Raw genomic sequence first — 18158 nt, 5'->3', positions numbered from 1 at the left:
ATGGCGGAGATACTCTTCGAGCTAGGACTGATGCTCGTGGCGCTCGTCGCCGCGGCGACGATCGCCCACTGGCTCGGCCAGTCCGTGATCCCGTTTTACGTCGTTTCCGGGATGGTCATGAACCCGTTCGTTCTCGGGCGTGTCGAGTACGCTCCCCTTTCCGGCTACGCCATCGAACTGCAGGCGTACATCACGCTCTTGGCGGAACTCGGGATCGTCTTTCTGCTCTTCTTTCTCGGGCTGGAATTCAGCCTCGATCGGTTGTTCGACTCCAGCGAGAAGATCGGGAAGTCGGGAGCCCTCGATCTGGTCGTGAACCTGCCGGCCGGCGTCCTCATCGGCCTCGCACTCGGGTGGTCCCTGCTCGAAGCGTTCGTACTCGGCGGTATCGTCTACATCTCCTCGTCGGCCGTCATCACGAAGTCGCTCATCGATCTCGGCTGGATCGCCAACGACGAAGCGGGACCCATGCTCGGGACGCTCGTCTTCGAGGACCTGTTCATCGCGTTCTATCTGGCCGTACTGTCGGCCGTCCTCCTCGGAGGCGGCGAACTGGCAACGATCGCCGTCGATGTCGGCGTCGCGATAGCGTTCCTTTTCGTGCTCGTAAGCGCCGTTCACTTCGGCTCGGAATACTTCGGTCGGTTCCTCGATACCGGCTCCGAGGAGATGTTCGTTCTGCGTGCCGTGGCGATAACCGTCTTCGTGGCCGGCTTCGCGCTCACGATCGGCGTCAGCGAGGCCGTCGCCGCCTTCTTCATCGGGATGGGATTCTCGGGCACCGATCACCTTCACGACCTGGAACGTCGGCTCATCCCGCTTCGGGACCTCTTTGCGGCGGTCTTTTTCTTCTGGATCGGGCTCCGGACCGATCCGTCCGTGTTTCCGGCTGTCGCCGGGATCATCGTCCTGTTAGTTCTCGTGACGACGCCGACGAAGCTTCTCACCGGCTTTCTGAGCGGTCGCATCTACGGGCTCGACGACAGACGCAGCGTCCGGGTCGGCTGTGGGATGGTGACCCGCGGGGAGTTTTCGCTCATCATCGCCGCGATCGCCGCCGACGCGGTCGTCGGCGGGGCCGTCCTCACTGAGATCGTCCCCGCCGTCGCCGTCGGTTACGTCCTCGTGATGAGTGTGCTGGGGACGACGTTTATGCAGTATTCGGGACTCTTCGAGCGGTTCGTCGTCGACAACCGGTCCGCGGCGACAGCGGATTGAAACCGGACCGCGGCACGTCGGATTCCGAACGGATGGCGAACAGGCGGCGCTTTCCGCCCGGCAGTCCTCGCGCCGCGCTCCCGCCCCGGCGGACTGCCGGCGATCGTTCAGCTCACGGCGGGAGTGGCCCCGGTTTCGTATATAAACCACCGGACGAGCGCCTTCACTTTCACCGTGGCGGCCGAACCCTTATACAGCGAAGCGACGAATCCTTCGGTAGATGGCGACAGCCACCGGCGAGACGGAGTACGTGGAGGGGCCGCTCCTGGTCGACGGCCTGCTCGAAAAGCGGCGCTACCAGCTCCGGCTAGCCGAGACCGCCCGGTCGGATCACACGCTCGTCTGTCTGCCGACGGGGCTCGGAAAGACGGCAGTCAGCTTGCTCGTTACAGCGGGACGGCTCGCGGAACACGGCGGGATGTCACTGCTTCTCGCGCCGACGAAGCCGCTCGTCCAGCAACACGCCGCCTTCTATCGGGAGGCACTGTCGATCGACGACGAGGAGATCGTCGTCTTCACCGGCGACGTCCGGCCGGACGACCGGGCCGAGTTGTGGGAGTCGGCCCGCGTCGTCTGTGCCACCCCACAGGTCATCGAGAACGACCTCGTCGGCAACCGCGTGTCGCTTTCGGACGTGACACACATCACGTTCGACGAGTGCCACCGCGCGACGGGCAACTACGCGTACAACTACATCGCCGACCGGTATCACGCCGACGCCGGGGACCCGCTCGTCAGCGCGATGAGCGCTTCGCCGGGCGGCGACAAGGAGGAGATCCTCACCGTCTGTGACAACCTCGGACTCCGGGAGGTCGCGGTGATGACCGAAGACGACGCCGACGTGGCCGACCACACCTACCGAACCGAGGTCGAATGGGAGCACGTCGAACTCCCCGAGACGGTGATCGAGATCCGCGATGCGCTCAACGACGTGATCAAAGAGCGGCTGACGAAACTGAAACAGCTCGGCGTGACGAACTCGACGGATCCGAGCATGTCCCAATCGCAGCTGAACGCGATACGGGCGAAGCTCCAGGAGCTCATCAACAACGACGACGCCGACGGTTACGAGGGGATGAGCGCCCACGCCGAGATCATGAAGCTCCGACGGGCCGTCGAGTTGGTCGAAACCCAGAGCGTCGAGTCGCTCCGCAGGTATTTCGAGCGGCAACGCGAGGACGCCAAGTCTTCGGGGGCCTCGAAGGCGAGCCAGCGGTTCGTCAGCGATCCCCGCGTCAAGGAGGCGATGCGGCGGGCCGAGGAATTCGACGATCTCCACCCGAAGTTCCGACGGGCGCGGATCCTGCTCGCCCAGACGCTCGGCATCGAGAACGGCGAACGCGTCATCGTCTTCACCGAATCCCGCGACACCGCCGAGACGCTGACCGACTTCCTCGGAGGGCACTTCGACACCCGCCGCTTCGTCGGGCAGGGCGACAAGGAGGGCTCGGACGGCATGACTCAGACCGAACAGAAGGACACGCTCGATGCGTTCCGGGCCGGCGAGTTCGAGGTGCTGGTGTCGACCTCCGTCGCCGAGGAGGGCCTGGACGTGCCTGACGTCGATCTCGTCCTCTTCTATGAGCCGGTGCCGAAGGGGATCCGGTCGATCCAGCGGAAGGGCCGGACCGGCCGCGCCAGCGACGGGCGCGTCGTCGTGTTGCTCGCGGAGGATACCAGAGACGAGGCGTTCTTCTGGATGTCGAAACACGAGGAGGACCGGATGGAGGATGAACTCCGGAAACTGAGGAACATCGAGGGCGAAATCGAAGCGGAAATCGCCGAACAGGCCGGTCTGGAGGCGTTCGGGGGAACGGATCGGATAGGGGAGGGCGACGGCGACGATCGACCGACAGCCTCCCCGGAAGATACATCCGAACCGACGGCCGATACCGGCGAGGAGACCCCGGAGAGTCCCTCGAATACGACAGCCAGATCCGGACAGGCCGGACTCGCTGACTTCGCGGGCGAGGCGAACGCCGACACGGATACGACAGCCGAGGACGACGCGACGGTCGCCGAGGCCGCCCCCGACGGCGAGACGATCGAGATCGTCGCCGACCAGCGCGAACTCGACTCGCATATCGCTCGCGATCTCTCGACCCGCGAGGGGGTCGAAACGCGCCTCGAGACACTCGCCGTCGGCGATTACGTCCTCTCGGATCGGGTCGTCATCGAGCGGAAGGCGGTCGAGGACTTCCTCGATACGCTGGTCGGCGGCGACCGATCGCTGTTCGAGCAGGTCGGCGCGGCGGCGCGTCACTACGCCCGCCCCGTCGTCGTGATCGAGGGCGAGGACCTCTATGGATCCCGGAACGTCCACCCGAACGCGATCAGAGGGGCACTGGCGTCGCTCGCGGTCGATTTCGGCGCGAGCGTCATGCAGACGGAAGACGCCGAGGAAACCGCCGACCTGCTCGAGGTCATCGCGAGACGCGAACAGGAGACCGACGACCGTACCGTCTCGGTCCACGGCGAGAAGGGCGGCAAGACGCTCGCCGAACAGCAGGAGTACGTCGTCGGATCCGTCGCCGAGGTCGGCCCGGTCACCGCGCGCGCGCTGCTCGAGCACTTCGGCAGCGTCGAGGCGGTCATGTCGGCCGAGGAGGAGGCGCTGCTCGCGGTCGAGGGCGTCGGCGAGGTGACGGCCGACCGGATCCGGACAGTCACGGAAAGCCCCTACCCCGGAAGCAAGTGAGGCCGGGGCGCTTCAATCGGCGACGGCACAGTTGTTCGGCCCGAGTTCGAGTTCGAACGCCGCCGCGTCGTCGACGACCTCCCGGCCGAGATTGATCGCGACGATCCGGCCGTGGTTCGCCGGCGGCTCCCCGACCGACCCGACGATCCGGTCGACGAACGCCGCCCGCGGTTCGGAGAACGCCGACAGCCGCGCCCGGAGCGCGCCGAGTGCCGCGGTGTAGGGGGCGGCCGTCTCCGGACGGACGTGTCCGGGCGCGACCACCGTGTCGTCGGGCAGTTCGGCGAACCGCTCGGTGAGCGTCGCGTGCAGTTCCCCGGCGAGGTTGGACGGATCGGCGTCCCCGCCCTGCAGGTCCGGCCGTCCGACACCGTTCAAAAAGAGGGCGTCGCCGGAGAACAACACGTCCCCGAGCAGCAGCGACACCGAGCCGGTCGTGTGTCCCGGCGACGCCCGGAACCGGAGTTCGCTCCCGCCGACCTCGATGGCGTCGCCGTCCTCGCGGCCCTCGACCGCGTAGTCGATCCCCCGTTCGACGGCGGCGGCCGGGATCGACGGGGACACGCCGGCGGCGTCGGCGACCGCCCGAAGCCCGCTGACGTGATCGGCGTGGACGTGGGTATCGACGACGGCGACGACCTCCGCGTCGAGGTCGGCGACGTCCTCGAGGTACCGGTCCGAGAAGGCTGCGAGCGGATCGACGACGACCGCCTCCCCGCCGTCGACGACAGTGTAGCCGAGACAGCCGGTCGCGGGGCGGTGATACTGAAACACCGTCGCGTCGGTCGCCGTCGAGCCGATCTCGCGCCGACGGTAGACGTCCGCCCAACCAGCCATCCCGCCGGAGAGGTTCCGGGCGTCGATCCCCTCGTCTTCGAGCATTCCCACCACTTCGGCGCTCTCCTCGCCCCGGGGGCAGACGACGACGTAGGATCGTTCGGGATCGACGAGCGATCCGACGTCGCCGGTCACGTTCGCGCTCACGAACCGCATGTACGGGACGTGGACCGACTCGACGTTCGGGCCCTCGATCCGCCAGGCGTCGATCTCCTCGCGGTTCCGGACGTCCAAAAGCGTGATCGACTCACCGGACTCGACCGCATCCGCCAGTTCCTCGGGCGAGACGGCACTCGATTGGTCGGCGTCGTGTTCGGACATACCGTCGGGTACGCACGCGATCGGCATGAACGGTCCGGGAAGCCGCGTCGTGTCGTCACCACCAAAACGTTGTGTACCCCCGTTTCCAACACCGGGCATGGACGCGAACACGTTCCTCGATGCGGTGCGGGAGGCAAACAACACCGAACTCGACCGACTCGGTTCGGAGAAGGCGCTCGTGGCGGAAACGGCCGCACACCTGGATCGCGATCACGTTCTGGACGCGGCCGCCGCCGCCGAGGCCCGTGCTGCCGAGACGTTCGACCGGTGGGCCGACGACGAGCCGAACGAGCGCGTCGCGGCGGCCTTCCGCGAAGCCGCCGAGAGCGAACGCGACCACTGCCGGCAGGTCACCGAGTTGGGCGGGACGGCCGAGGACCCGCCGGCCGACGCGCTCCATTCGCACCTCCGGGAACTCGATTCGACGCTTTCCCGCGTCGCCGCCGGCCTCGTCGGCCGTCCGCTGGTCGCCTCCCGGACGCTGCTTCAGGTGATCAACTTCTTCGTCAACCAAGGCGAGACCGACGCAGCCGGGACGTTCCGGACGCTCCGGGGCGACACCGACGGGACGGCCGAGGACGGCGCCGAACTCGTCGTCGAACTCTGTGAGGCCGACGGGGCGTTCGACCGCGCACTCGAGTCGGCGGGCGAGGCGATCGAGGTCGCCTACGCCGAGTACGCCGACACCCTCGAGGGGATGGGCGTCGATCCGAAGCCGGTCTGTTGATCAGAGCCGACGGATCGCTCCGAGCGTCTCGGCGGCCTCCCGTGCCGCCGCGAGCAGCTCGCGCTTCCGGCCGACGTCGCGTGTCTCTTCGGCCCGCCGGGTCAACGATCCGATCTCCCGCCGCAGCGACGCCTCGGCGTCGCGGAACTCCCCGCCGGCGTCGGATCGACGGTCTGCGTCCCGCCGGTCGTCGCCGGTCGTCTCGCGGTCCCGCCTTTCGGGGGACTGCTCGTCCCGAGGGGCCGGGGGCTGAACCCGCGCCGGTCGTCGCTCGCCGGCCGGCGTCGGCGTTCGATCGTCCGGCGTTTCGGAGGAGGGCGGCCGTCGGTCGTCGGCCGATCGGTCCGGCCGGGCGTTCTCCGGTGCGTCGTCGGCCGCCGTCTCGGCAGCCGAGCCAGCGCTTTCGGCGGTCGCTCCGTCCGGGTCGGCGTTCGATCGTCCGGCGTCGTCGGCGTCGGCGTCGGTGTCGTCCTCCTCGGTGATCTCTTTCTCGCAGGTCGGGCAGAACTGCCGGCCCTCGTACCGGAACACGGGCGAGTGACACTCCGGACAGTGTCGGTTCGTCATCGTCGCCCCCTGCAGGAGGAGTTCGCTCATCCGTTCGGAGGCTTCTCGCTTTTCTTTGTCGCGTTCGTACTTCTCGCGTAGCTTCTCCCGTTCGGCCTCGCGATCGAAGTCGCTCATACCCGATCCAACGTGCGTTCGCCGCAAAAGGACTGCGTTCGAGTCGGCACCCCCGACGGAAGTTCCCTCGGCTGCCACGGCGGGGCGCCCCGACCGGCGGTTTTTAATCTTCGAGGGGTCGAAGGCCGGGTATGCAGGTGAAATCCCGCCACCACCTCCGGTCCGACGAAATCGACGCCCTCGAGACGTCGCTGGCCGACCACCTCGGAATCGACCTCGACGGGGACGACTACGAACGCGTGGAGTTCGCCGACACCGACCGGGAGGTCGTCCTCGTCGACGGCGAGCCGCTCGTGGCCTCCTTCGACGGCGAACTCTTTCTCACTGTCCGGGGCGCAAACGAGTATCCACCCGAGAACCACGTCGTCACCGTCGATGCGGGGGCGATCTCCTTCGTCTCCGACGGCGCGAACGTGATGCGGCCCGGGATCACGGCGGCGACCGACGACATCGAACCCGGCGATCTCGTCGTCGTCGTCGAGGAGACCCACGAGAAGGCGCTGGCGGTCGGCCGCGCTGGGACGGACGGATCGGATATGGCCGGCGAATCCGGAAAGGTCGTCGAGTCGCTGCACCACGTCGGCGACGATCTCTACGAGTTCCACGCCTGAGTTCCGGCGTCAGACGCCCGGCAGCCGAACGACGGACGTAAGACCTATGTCTCGGGCAGTCGGTCACTGGAACATGGGACTTATGAGCAAGCTCCTCGGCAACAGCGCAAACAGCGCCGAGGACTACGTCGAACTCGACGTCGACGATTTCGACGCCGACGGCGCGGCCGCGACCGTCCAGATCCGCTTTGCGGACATCAGTGACAAGAACGACGTCATCGACATCAAAGACGCCGTCTACGACGGCGATATCGTCATCGCCGACATCATCAGACACACCACGAGCGACCGGACGATGGAACACATCGTCGACGAGCTGAAACAGGTCGCAAACGAGGTCGGCGGCGACATCGTTCAAAAGGAGGACGACCAGATCATCATCACGCCCGGCGGGGTCAGCATCGCCCGATCGAAGCTCAACCAGTAATACCCGGGAGTGGACCGCCGGAGGGAACCGAGACTGAGACCGGGACCGGGAAACCCTTTTTTATTGGCGCCGGCTGTAGCCGGTATGGACCCCCTCGAGGGCGAGGCCTCGTCGCCGATCGAGTACGAACCCGTCAGTGTCAAGGACGTCTTAGTCGAGATGAAGGACACGGCGGAGTTGCTCATCGACCTCTCGTACTCGTCGGTGCTGCACCGCAGCGAGGCGCTCGCCGAGGAGGTACTCCGGCTGGAAGAGCGGATGGACGTCCTCGAGATGCGGGCCCGCATGAGCCTCCTGATGGCGGCCAGAAGCCCCGACGACGCCGAACAGCTCGCGCCGGTACTCGGGATCGTCACGGCCGCCGACACGATCAGCGACGCGGCGGGCGACATCTCGAAGATCGTCCTCGAAGAAATCGGCCTGCCCGAGGCGATGCGGGCGGCGTTGCCGGACGCCGTCGAGACGCTCGTCCGGGGGGTCGTCGACCCCGGTTCGGGCTATGCTGGTCGGACGCTGAAGGATATCGACCTCGAGTCCGAGACCGGCGTCCGGGTGATCGCGCTCCGGCGGGGCACGGAGTGGCTGTTGAACCCCGGCCCGGAAACGGAGATCGAGGCCGACGACGTCGCCCTGCTCCGGGGGCCGGACTCGGAGATCCCGGCCGTCTACCGGGAACTGACCGAAACGGCGTACGAGCCGCCGGCGAGCGCCCCACAGGCCATCGACGACCTCGGGCGGGCCGTCGACACGATCGTCCACATGAAGAACCTCTCGGAGCTGGCGGTCGATCTCGCCTACAGCAGCGTCCTCTTCGACAGCGAGGAGCTCGCCGAGGAGGTCCGGAACCTCGAGGTCGAGGTCGACGCGCTCGAATCGCGCTTCGAGGCGTGGGTGCTCCGGGCGGCGGCCGACATCGATGATCCGGTCTCGCTCCGGGGATTGATCCATCTCGGGACGAGCACCGAGGCGATAAGCGACGCCGCCGTCGAGATCAGCGAAGGCGTCCTCCGGGAGATCGAGGCCCATCCCGTCGTCAGGATGGCCGTCCAGGAGAGCGACGAGATACTCACCCGCGTCGAGATCGAACCTGCGAGTGCCCTCGACGGGACGGCGGTCACGGCCGGGGTGCCGGACGCCGACGTGACGATGTCCGTTATCGCGGTCCGTCGCCCGGACGAGGGGTGGATCCTCGTCGCCGACACGGACGTCACACTCCGGGACGGCGACGTCGTCATCGCCAAGGGGACCCGGACGGCGGCCGAACAGTTCGAGGGACTCGCGGGGTGATCGGCGGCTCGGGCGCGATCGGCCCGGCGGTGGCGTCGAGACGCCGATGGAGCGATCAGCCCAAAAGGAGCGTCGAGACGCCGATGGAGCGATCAGCCCAAAAGGAGCGTCGAGACGCCGATGAAGATGAGCATCCCGAAGACGTCGACGACGTTCGTCACGATCGGGATCGTCGTGTCGTCGGGGTCGATCCCGAGCCGATAGGAACCGTAGGTCGTCGCGAAACTGAGAACGACGGCGATGACGGCGACGGACAGCCCCGAGACGAGCGAGATGGTCAGAAGTGTCCAAAAGCCGATCGTCGAGCCGACCACGAGCCCGACGAGCCAGGCACCGACCCCGAGGGCGGCAAAGACCGTGGCCGCAAGCGCCAGGATCGCCGAGACGTTCGCCCACAGCACGCGGTCGTAGGGGTCGAACTCCGTGGTCCCCAGATGGAGCCGCGTCGTGAGCCGCGAACTCAGGATCGTCCCGAGGTTGCCGCCGGCGCCGACCATCGTCGGCACCATCACCGCGAGCACGCCGTACTCCTCCAGCAGTTCGCCCGCCTCCTCTAAGGTGATCCCCGCCCAGAGGACGACGACACAGAGGACCAAAAGCAGCGGAAACATGTTCCGGACGATCCGGCGGGCGTCCCACGATTCGAGCGATCCCCGAGCGGCCATCAGACGAACACCACCTCGACGACGGCGACGGCGACGAACAGAAACAGCATCCCGAAGATATCGCCGAGCGTCGTGACGATCGGTCCGACGAGGTTGTCCGGGTCGTAGCCGGCGTTGTAGCCGGCAAAAAGCACCGCGAGCAGGCCGAAGACGAGGACCACCGAGGTCAGAGAGCCGGCGATCAGCATGATCGCGACGAGTTCGTAGGGCGCGGCCGCCGGCCAGCCGAGGAGTCGCAGCGCCACCCACGAGATGACGCCGATGACGGCCGAGATCGCGATCGCATTGACGAAGGAGGCGACGACGGCGTTCACCAGCCGCTCGTCCCACTCGAAGGACGGGGGTATGAGCCCCTGATGGAGGCCGCTTGCGATCCGGCCGCCGAGGGCGCCGTAGACGTTCCCGCGGGTGGCCAGAAAGACGGGGACCATCACCAACAGCCCGGGGAACCGCTCGACGCTCTCGAGCAGTTCCTCCAGAACCAGCCCGGAGAAGAGCCCGCCGAGAAGCGCGACGAGCAGGATCGGCAACGCCTCCCGGTAGATGGACCACACCTCCTCGCGGAAGTCCATACGTTCGACTGTTCGAGTCGGCTGTTAAACCTGCCGACGTTGGGGCGGTCGTCGTAGCCGGACGGAACGATATCGACACGGGATCGCACGCTGACGGAGGCCGACAGAACAGCGTGAGCTTCGCCGAAGTCGATGTCAGGGCCAGCCGGTCCGCTCGTCGTCGTCGCTTTCGGCCGGCTCGCGAGCGAGCCGCCAGCCGGCGGTCTCGGCGGCCTCCTCGACCGGTCGGAACTCCCAGCCGGCGGCTTCGGCGGCCTCCTCGATGTCCCTGTCGACGGCGACCAGGATGTACCGGTCGGCGCCGTGTTCGGGCTGGTTTCTGATCTTCACGAGGCTTTGGTGTTTCTCCCGCGGTCCCGGGAGGAAATCGGGATTGAAGGCGTAATCGCGGGCCCGCTTTCTGACGAGGTGGGTCGGCTCGTCGCTCACGAGGCCGAGGTGATCCGTCCACTGTTGGGTGTCACGGACGACGGCCGCGGGATCGGCGAGCCGTTCCAGCGCCGCCAGCTCGAACGCGAGCGTGATCGTCTCTGGCTCGTCGGCTGCCATACGCCCGGTTCGGCCGAGGCGCCGAAAACGGTAACGGTGTTCACCTCCCGGTTCCCGGCGCCGGCGGCGGCTCCGTCGCCGGTACCGACCCCGACCCCGGCGTCCGGTGAGTATTTGACCGGCGAGCCGCAGGGTCGGGTATGGACGAGGCGCTGGGACCGCCGCCCGAGATGGCCGAGAAGGCCGACGACCTCACGCCGATGCTGTCGCAGTACCTCGAGCTGTGTGAACGCTACGACGACGCCCTCGTGTTGTTCCAGGTCGGGGACTTCTACGAGACGTTCTGTGCGGCCGCCGAGACGACCGCCCGCATCCTGGAGATCACGCTCACCCAGCGGGAGGACTCGACCGGGACGTATCCGATGGCCGGGATCCCGATCGACAACGCCGAGTCGTACATCGAGACGCTGCTCGATGCGGGGTATCGGGTCGCCGTCGCCGATCAGGTCGAAGCGCCCGAGGAGACCTCCGGGCTGGTCGATCGGGCCGTCACCCGGGTCGTCACGCCCGGAACGCTCACCGAAACCGAGCTTCTGGCCGACGGCGACAACAACTTCGTCGCCTGTCTGACCGACGGGTACGGGCTCGCCGTGCTCGACGTTTCGACGGGCGATTTCTACGCGACACGGCTCGACCGGATCGACGCCGTCGCCGACGAACTCGAACGCTTCGACGCCGCCGAGGCCGTCGTCGGTCCGGACGCCCCGACGGAGCCGTTCGGGTCGAACTGCATGGTCACACCCTACGAGCGGTCGGCGTTCGAACTCGAGACGGCCCGAAAGAAGGTCCGATCGTACTTCGGGGAAATCTCGCTGGCCAGCGACGCCGAAGTCCGGGCCTGCGGCGCCCTGCTCGCCTACGCGGAGTACGCCCGCGGCGCGAGGACCGACGGCGAGACGACCCGCCTCTCGTATCTCAACCACCTCACCCGGTACGATCCACGCGAGTACATGCTGCTCGATGCGGTCGCGACCCGCTCGCTGGAGATCTTCGAACCCAGACACGTCCACGGGCTGGAGGGGGCGGCGCTCTCGGAGACGATCGACCGGACGGCGAGCGCTCTCGGCGGTCGGGAGCTACGCGATCGGCTCCGGCGACCGCTGTTGGACCCGGACCGCATCGACGCCCGCCTCGACGCCGTCGAGGCGCTGCTCGCGCGTGTCGGCGAGCGGGAACGGGCGAGCGAACTGCTCGCGGACGTCTACGACCTCGAACGGCTCGTCGCGGGGATCTCCCGGGGACGGGCGGACGCCCGTGATCTCCGGGCGCTGGAGTCGACGCTGTCGGTCGTCCCCGACCTCCGGGCGTGTCTCGACGAAGCGGCGACAGGAAGCGACGTTCTCACAGAGATCGCCGACGACCTCGACGACTGTCCCGACGTCCGGGAACTGATCGACGCCGCGATCGTCGAGTCCCCGCCCGCAGAGATCACCGAGGGCGGTCTCGTCCGCGAGGGGTACGACGAGACGCTGGATTCGTTGCGGACGACCGAACGAGAGGGGAAGGCCTGGATCGAGGACCTCGAGGCCGAGGAGCGGGAACGGACCGGGATCGACTCGCTGAAGGTCGGTCACAACTCCGTCCACGGGTACTACATCGAGGTGACCGATCCGAACCTCGATGCCGTCCCCGGGGACTACCACCGCCGGCAGACGCTGAAGAACGCCGAACGGTTCTACACGCCGGAGCTGAAGGAGCGCGAAGACGAGATCATCCGCGCGGAAGGGCGGGCGGACGAACGGGAGTACGAACTGTTCACCGAACTCCGGAGTCGGGTCGCGGAGGCGACCGAACGGATACAGCGGACGGCCTCGGCGATCGCCCGGCTGGACGCGCTGTGTTCGCTCGCGTCGGTCGCCGCCGAGTACGACTACTGCCGGCCGGCGGTCGGCGCCGACGGGATCGACATCGAGGGGGGCCGTCATCCCGTCGTCGAACGGACCGAATCCGCGTTCGTCCCGAACCCGGTCGATCTCCCCCGCGATCGGCCGATGGCGGTCGTCACCGGCCCCAACATGTCCGGGAAATCCACCTACATGCGACAGGTCGCGCTGATCTGTGTGCTCGCCCAGCTCGGGAGCTTCGTCCCGGCGGAGCGCGCCGAACTCCCGGTCGTCGATCGGGTCTTCACCCGCGTCGGCGCCTCCGACGACATCGCCGGCGGCCGCTCGACGTTCATGGTCGAGATGACCGAACTCGCCGACATTCTCGCCGAGGCCGGCGAGGACTCGCTGGTCGTCTTGGACGAGGTCGGCCGGGGAACCTCGACGCGGGACGGCTACGCGATCGCGCAGGCGGCGACGGAACACCTCCACGACGAGATCGGGGCGTACACGCTCTTTGCGACGCATCACCACGAACTCACGGACGTGGCCGAACGGCTCCCACGGGCGAGAAACTACCACTTCTCGGCCGCCCGGACCGCCGACGGCGTCGAGTTCGAACACGATCTCAGGGAGGGGCCGGCCGAGGCCTCCTACGGCGTCGAGGTAGCGGAGATGGCGGGCGTGCCGGCCGAGGTGGTCGATCGCGCTGGACAACTGCTGGCGGCGGTCGATTCACCGACCCCGACCGACGCCGAAGCGACTATCTCCGAGACAGCCTCCACCGACGGCGGCCGGGAGGCTATCCTCGCCGAACTCGACTCGGTCGATCTCGCCGAGACGACGCCGCTCGAGGCGTTGAACCTGCTCTCGCGGCTCAAATCGGAACGCGAGTGAGGCCACGGTTTTTGTGTCTCCGCGAGAAGCCCCCGACAGTGACGACGCTTTTAGACGAGCTTTCGGGGTACGAGTTCGAGGACGCGGTCGCCTCGCTGTTCCGCGCGCTCGGGTACGACGATGTCTCCGTCGCGACCCGCGTCGCCGACGAGGGGCGGGACATCACGATGTACGACGACGGGACGGCCTACGTCGTCGAGTGCAAACACACCGACACCGTCTCGCGGCCGGTCGTCCAGAAGCTCCACTCGGCGGTCGCGACCTACCCCCACGACGGCCCGAGGCGGGGGATGGTCGTCACCTCCGGCCGGTTCACCGGGCCCGCCGAGGCCTACGCCGAACGGCTCAGGGAGAACGGCGATCCCCACCCGATCGAACTGATCGACGGCCGTGCCCTCCGGGAACTCGGCGAGCCGGTCGGGATGGACCTGTATAACGGCCGCATCGAGATCGTCTGCGAGGAGACGCTGCCGGTCGGCGAGCCCGAGGCGGTCCTCGCGGCGGTCTTCGAAGCGGTCGAGAACGCCCCTGCGACGCTGCCGGAGCCGTCGGTCGGCGTCACGTACCGTCCGGTCGTGGACGTCCGGGCCCACACGCGGGCGACGTTCGAGACGAGCGTCGGCGTCATCCACCGGATCGACCGCCGGGATCACCTCGTCGTCGAGGCCGACCCCTCGGGGCCGCGAGTGGCGCCCGAGGGGCTTTCGGGGATCGTCGACACCGACCCGATCGCGCTCTCTGAGGCCCGATCGAGACACGGCGGCGAGGCCCGCCGCTTCGGGTGGACCGAATCCGACTACCGCGAGTGGGCCAGAGAACGGCTGTGTGACGCCCTCGAGACGACCGTCACCTACACCGGCGACAACAACGTCACCTACACCAGGGACTGCCGGCCTACCCCGGACGACGTCTCGTTTCGGTCCGTCGAGCCGATCTACGTGCCCCGCGTCGAGGTCGCCGTCGAAACGGGGGACTACACCCACAGCTACGAGTACGACGCCGGCGGGAACCGACACGCGACTCGAAACGACGCGGTACGGCGGTGTGTCCACTGTGGAACCGACGCCGACGCTGACGAGGAGGCGTACACCTACTGTGAGAACTGCGGCGCGATCGCCTGTGAGAGCCACACCGAGACCGAACGGCTCACCGGCGAACCGGTCTGTACCGGCTGTTCGGTCACGGAGTCGTTCTTTTTCGCCGAGAAACACTTCTTCGATACCGAAAACGCCGAGACGTTCCGAAACCGGTACGAGGCGATGCCGTTCTACCGGAAGGCGCTGGAGAACCCGCGGTTAACCGCCGTCCTCGTCTTGGGGGTGCTCGTCGCCGTGGGGCTTGCGATCGGTCTGATCTAGTCCGCCTGTGGCGTCAGCGAGACGAACTCAAGCCCACGCTCCGCGAGCAGCGCCTTCGCCCGCTCGGTGACCGAAGGCGCGACGAGTACCCCCCGGATCTCGGCGTCGGCGTGCAGATCCCGTTCGAGCGCCTCGACGTACCGGTTCAACTGTCCGACCGCGTCCGGGCCGACCCGCCGCCGTTTCAACTCGAGGACGACCGTCCGACCCTCCCGATCCTCGCCGTAGACGTCGACCGCGCCGGCCGGCGTCTCGCGTTCGGTCGAGAGGGGCCGAAAGCCCGCCTCGACGAGGTCGGGCGATTTCAGGATCCGTCGTTTCAGGTCCGCCTCGGTCCCGACGAGATCGATCGACTCGTCGTCGGTGGGATCGAAGGCGGCGACGTGGACGACCGTCGAGAGCGTGACGGCGAGCCGTTCCTCGGGGTTCGTCCGGACGCTCTCGATCACCAGGGCGGCGTCCTCGATTCGACAGTCGTGCTCGCTGCCCGGCGGCTGCCAGTTCACCGGCTTTTGGCCCTCGTCGCCGTGGACGAGATGCGTGCCGTCCGGCTTCAGCATGACGTGTCTGTCGCCGGGAGCGAGTTCGGAGGCCGCACGCCCCTCGTACTCGACCGTACACCGCCCGAAGAGCGTCACGAGTGCCGCCCGATCGAGCGCGTCGGAAACGAGCGCCGCCGCCTCTGTCACCGTCGGATCCTGCAGGGACTGTGGGAACCCCCCGGACGGTCGATCCTCGTTCACGGGGACGAGTAGTCGCCGCCGGGGATTAAGTCCCCTGCTCTCGCGGTGTCTGTCGCCCGCGATCGCGGCCGGCGATACGAACGTTTAGAAGCGACGAAACCCTACCGGACGGTAACGACCACGATCGCCGCCGGCCGCCCGCGGCCGACCTCGTCCGTCCGGGGAAAGCCGACCCGCGGGTTCCGGATCACGACAACCCATGACGAACGATACCGACGCCGGCTGTACGCTGTGTGACCTCCCGACCGACGGGAGCGATATCACCGACGCCGACGGCAACCCGTTCTGCTGTCGTGGCTGTCTCGACGTCCACGAGAGCCTCGATCGAGTCGATTCGGTCGACGCCGACGACGTCAGAGAGCGCATCGACCGGACCGACGCCCCGGAGGGGGACCGGGAGGAAACGGCGCCGTCGCTGCCCGACGGCTACGAGCGGACGTTCCTCGAAGTGCGGGGGATGTACTGTGCGACCTGCGAGGCGTTCATCGAATCGATCGCACGCGAAACAGAGGGCGTCCGCTCGGTCAGTGTCAGTTACGTCACCGAGACCGTCCGGATCGATCACGATCCCGATCGGGTCTCGGTCGGGGAGCTGTGTGAGGTGATCTCGGGGCTCGGGTACACCGCCTTCCCCCGGGAGGACGCCTACAGCCAGCGGCAGGCGAACCACATGGAGACGGTCCGGGTCGCAGTCGGCGTCCTCGTCGGGATGGCGGTGATGTTGCAGTACATCACGATCATCTATCCGACGTACTTCGGCGGGCTCTACTACGACGAGCGGACGGCGGAGTTTCTGGCCGACGCGATGGCCCACGAGGGCGGCACGCCCTTCTTCATCGTCGTCGCCGTGCTGACGACGGTCGTGTTGCTCGTGACCGGGAAGCCGATCCTCCAGGGCGCCTACGTCGCCGTCCGGACCCGGACCCCGAACATGGACCTCCTAGTCGCCATCGCGGCGGTCAGCGCCTACCTCTACAGCACACTCGCCGTCATCGTCGTCGAGGAACCGCACGTCTACTACGACGTGACGGTCGCGATCGTCGTGGTCGTCACCGTCGGCAACTACCACGAGTCCAGCCTCAAGCGCCGGGCGACAGAGCGGCTCTCGGAGCTCACCTCGGTACAGGTCGACGAGGCGCGTCGCCGCCGGGAGGACGGAAGCTACGAGGAGGTCGCCGTCGAGGACCTGGAGGCCGGCGAACGGATCCTCGTCCGGACGGGCGAGCGGATCCCCGTCGACGGAACAGTCCGGGAGGGCGAGGCCGCCGTCGACGAATCCGTCGTCACCGGGGAGTCGATGCCCGTCGACAAACGCGAGGGCGACCGCGTGGTCGGCGGGGCCGTCGTTGCGGACGGGGCCGTCACCGTCGGCGTCGACGAGCGGGCGACGAGCAGCCTCGATCGGATCACGGAGCTGGTCTGGGATCTCCAGAGCGCCAACAGCGGGATTCAGGGGCTGGCCGACCGGCTCGCGACGGTGTTCGTCCCGCTCGTGCTCTCGATCGCGGCGCTCGCGGCTGCCTTCACCCTCGCGGTCGGCGGCGGGATCACCGGGGCGTTGCTCGTCGGGCTGACGGTCCTCATCGTCTCCTGTCCGTGTGCGCTCGGGTTGGCGACGCCGCTTGCGGTCGCCGCCGGGATCCGGGACGCGCTACGGCGGCAGATCGTCGTCTTCGACGAGACCGTCTTCGAACGGCTCCGGGAGGCCGACACGGTTGTCTTCGACAAGACAGGGACGCTGACGACCGGCGAGATGGACGTCGTGGAGTCGACCCTCTCGCCGGAGTTGCTCGAAGACGCCGCGGCCCTCGAAAGCCGGTCTGCCCACCCCGTCGGGAAGGCGATCGCCGCCCTCGTCGACGGCTCCGGGGACGCGGCCCCGGCGGCCACCGACGGCGGGTCGATCGAGCGAGAACGGGAACGCGAGCGGGTGGCCGACGACGCGGCCGACACCGACCCCGGCGATCGCCCCGCCGTCGAGTCATTCGAGAGCCACGACAACGGTGTCTCGGGCCTCGTCGACGGTCGGCGCGTCGTCGTCGGCCATCCGGACCTCTTTTCCGAACTCGGATGGGACCTTCCGCCGGAGATCGCCACCTCGGCCGAGACAGCCAGGGACGTCGGGCGCGTCCCGGTCGTCGTCGGCCACGAGGGACGCGCCGAGGGGATCGTCGTCGTCGGGGACGAGATCCGCGAGTGGTGGGCGGAAACGGTCGAGTCCCTCTCCGAGCGCGGCGTCGAGATCGTCGTACTGACCGGCGACGACGAGCGCGCCGCCGCGGTGTTCCGGGACCACGAGGCCGTCGACCGCGTGTTCGCCGGCGTGCCGCCGGAGGGGAAAGCCGAGACGGTCGCACGGCTATCGGACCGCGGCGAGACCGTCATGGTCGGGGACGGCACCAACGACGCGCCGGCGCTTGCCCGCTCGGATCTCGGGATCGCGCTGGGCGGCGGCACGGCGATGGCGGTCGACGCCGCCGACGTCGCGATCGTCGACGACGACCTCCGGTCGGTCGAGGCGGTCTTCGAGCTCTCCGCGGCCGCGGGACGGCGGATCAAGGGGAACCTCGCGTGGGCGTTCCTGTACAACGCGATCGCGATCCCGCTGGCCGTGACCGGTCTGTTGAACCCGCTTTTCGCCGCCGCCGCGATGGCGACGAGCAGCCTGCTCGTGGTGAGCAACTCCTCGCGGCGGCTGCTCGACGATCCCGACGCGTGAGTCGAGCCCACGGTCCGGCTTC

General features: G+C 67.9%; 15 protein-coding genes. 9 read left to right on the top strand and 6 right to left on the bottom strand.

Translation table 11 applies throughout. The features are described 5' to 3' along the window. A complete protein-coding gene (locus KM295_RS05150; protein WP_256028816.1) occupies positions 1 to 1218 on the top strand; it encodes a cation:proton antiporter in 1218 nt (405 codons plus the stop codon). 220 nt (positions 1219 to 1438) lie between these two features. Beyond that, on the top strand, positions 1439 to 3916 hold the full coding sequence (locus KM295_RS05145; protein ID WP_256028815.1) for a DEAD/DEAH box helicase: 2478 nt from the start codon (positions 1439 to 1441) through the stop codon (positions 3914 to 3916). A 12-nt stretch (positions 3917 to 3928) separates the two neighbouring features. Here the strand turns inward: KM295_RS05145 and KM295_RS05140 are convergent, their stop codons facing one another. After that, positions 3929 to 5074, bottom strand: a complete 1146-nt coding sequence (locus tag KM295_RS05140; RefSeq protein ID WP_256028814.1) for an MBL fold metallo-hydrolase — start codon at positions 5072 to 5074, stop codon at positions 3929 to 3931. 97 nt (positions 5075 to 5171) lie between these two features. Here KM295_RS05140 and KM295_RS05135 point away from each other — a divergent pair, with 97 nt between their 5' ends. Continuing rightward, on the top strand, positions 5172 to 5801 hold the full coding sequence (locus tag KM295_RS05135; protein ID WP_256028813.1) for a rubrerythrin family protein: 630 nt from the start codon (positions 5172 to 5174) through the stop codon (positions 5799 to 5801). Here KM295_RS05135 and KM295_RS05130 read toward each other — a convergent pair whose 3' ends face one another. Beyond that, positions 5802 to 6485 carry an Sjogren's syndrome/scleroderma autoantigen 1 family protein gene (locus KM295_RS05130; RefSeq protein WP_256028812.1) on the bottom strand — a complete coding sequence of 228 codons (684 nt, stop codon included), beginning with the start codon at positions 6483 to 6485 and terminating at the stop codon, positions 5802 to 5804. Between the two features lie 131 nt (positions 6486 to 6616). On the opposite strand from KM295_RS05130, the gene KM295_RS05125 reads away from it, so the two are divergent. From KM295_RS05125 to KM295_RS05115, 3 genes are all read left to right on the top strand, one after another. Continuing rightward, positions 6617 to 7096, top strand: a complete 480-nt coding sequence (locus KM295_RS05125) for an RNA-binding protein (RefSeq protein ID WP_256028811.1) — start codon at positions 6617 to 6619, stop codon at positions 7094 to 7096. 73 nt (positions 7097 to 7169) lie between these two features. Beyond that, on the top strand, positions 7170 to 7523 hold the full coding sequence (locus KM295_RS05120) for a cell division protein SepF (RefSeq protein ID WP_256028810.1): 354 nt from the start codon (positions 7170 to 7172) through the stop codon (positions 7521 to 7523). 84 nt (positions 7524 to 7607) lie between these two features. After that, positions 7608 to 8810, top strand: coding sequence for a potassium channel family protein (locus tag KM295_RS05115; protein ID WP_256028809.1), 1203 nt, complete (start codon positions 7608 to 7610; stop codon positions 8808 to 8810). Between the two features lie 92 nt (positions 8811 to 8902). On the opposite strand, the gene KM295_RS05110 is transcribed toward KM295_RS05115, so the two are convergent. The 3 genes from KM295_RS05110 to KM295_RS05100 all read right to left on the bottom strand — a co-directional run bounded on the left by KM295_RS05110 (position 8903) and on the right by KM295_RS05100 (position 10596). Next, complete coding sequence (locus KM295_RS05110) at positions 8903 to 9475, bottom strand: magnesium transporter (protein ID WP_256028808.1); 573 nt, start codon at positions 9473 to 9475, stop codon at positions 8903 to 8905. Next, the gene (locus KM295_RS05105; protein ID WP_256028807.1) at positions 9475 to 10047 is read right to left on the bottom strand and encodes a magnesium transporter; all 573 of its coding nucleotides are present in this window, start codon (positions 10045 to 10047) and stop codon (positions 9475 to 9477) included. The genes KM295_RS05110 and KM295_RS05105 overlap by 1 nt, the downstream gene beginning before the upstream one ends. 135 nt (positions 10048 to 10182) lie before the next feature. Then, positions 10183 to 10596 (bottom strand): DUF7124 domain-containing protein, encoded by a 414-nt coding sequence (locus KM295_RS05100; protein WP_256028806.1) that lies wholly within the window; start codon positions 10594 to 10596, stop codon positions 10183 to 10185. 140 nt (positions 10597 to 10736) lie between these two features. Here KM295_RS05100 and mutS point away from each other — a divergent pair, with 140 nt between their 5' ends. Further along, a complete protein-coding gene (gene mutS / locus KM295_RS05095; protein WP_256028805.1) occupies positions 10737 to 13316 on the top strand; it encodes a DNA mismatch repair protein MutS in 2580 nt (859 codons plus the stop codon). 38 nt (positions 13317 to 13354) lie between these two features. Next, positions 13355 to 14674, top strand: a complete 1320-nt coding sequence (locus KM295_RS05090) for a restriction endonuclease (protein ID WP_256028804.1) — start codon at positions 13355 to 13357, stop codon at positions 14672 to 14674. On the opposite strand, the gene nucS is transcribed toward KM295_RS05090, so the two are convergent. Next, a complete protein-coding gene (gene nucS / locus KM295_RS05085; protein WP_256028976.1) occupies positions 14671 to 15378 on the bottom strand; it encodes an endonuclease NucS in 708 nt (235 codons plus the stop codon). The two genes, KM295_RS05090 and nucS, sit on opposite strands and share 4 nt — an antisense overlap. Positions 15379 to 15616: 238 nt before the next feature. On the opposite strand from nucS, the gene KM295_RS05080 reads away from it, so the two are divergent. Beyond that, positions 15617 to 18136: a heavy metal translocating P-type ATPase gene (locus KM295_RS05080; protein ID WP_256028803.1), complete on the top strand. Its 2520-nt coding sequence runs from the start codon at positions 15617 to 15619 to the stop codon at positions 18134 to 18136. The last annotated feature ends 22 nt before the right edge of the window (positions 18137 to 18158 follow it).

The sequence above is a fragment of the Natronomonas aquatica genome (genome assembly GCF_024449025.1).
GTDB classification, from domain to species: domain Archaea; phylum Halobacteriota; class Halobacteria; order Halobacteriales; family Haloarculaceae; genus Natronomonas; species Natronomonas aquatica.
The sequence above is the reverse complement of the archived record's forward strand: the minus strand, read 5'-3'. Positions and strand labels throughout refer to the sequence as shown.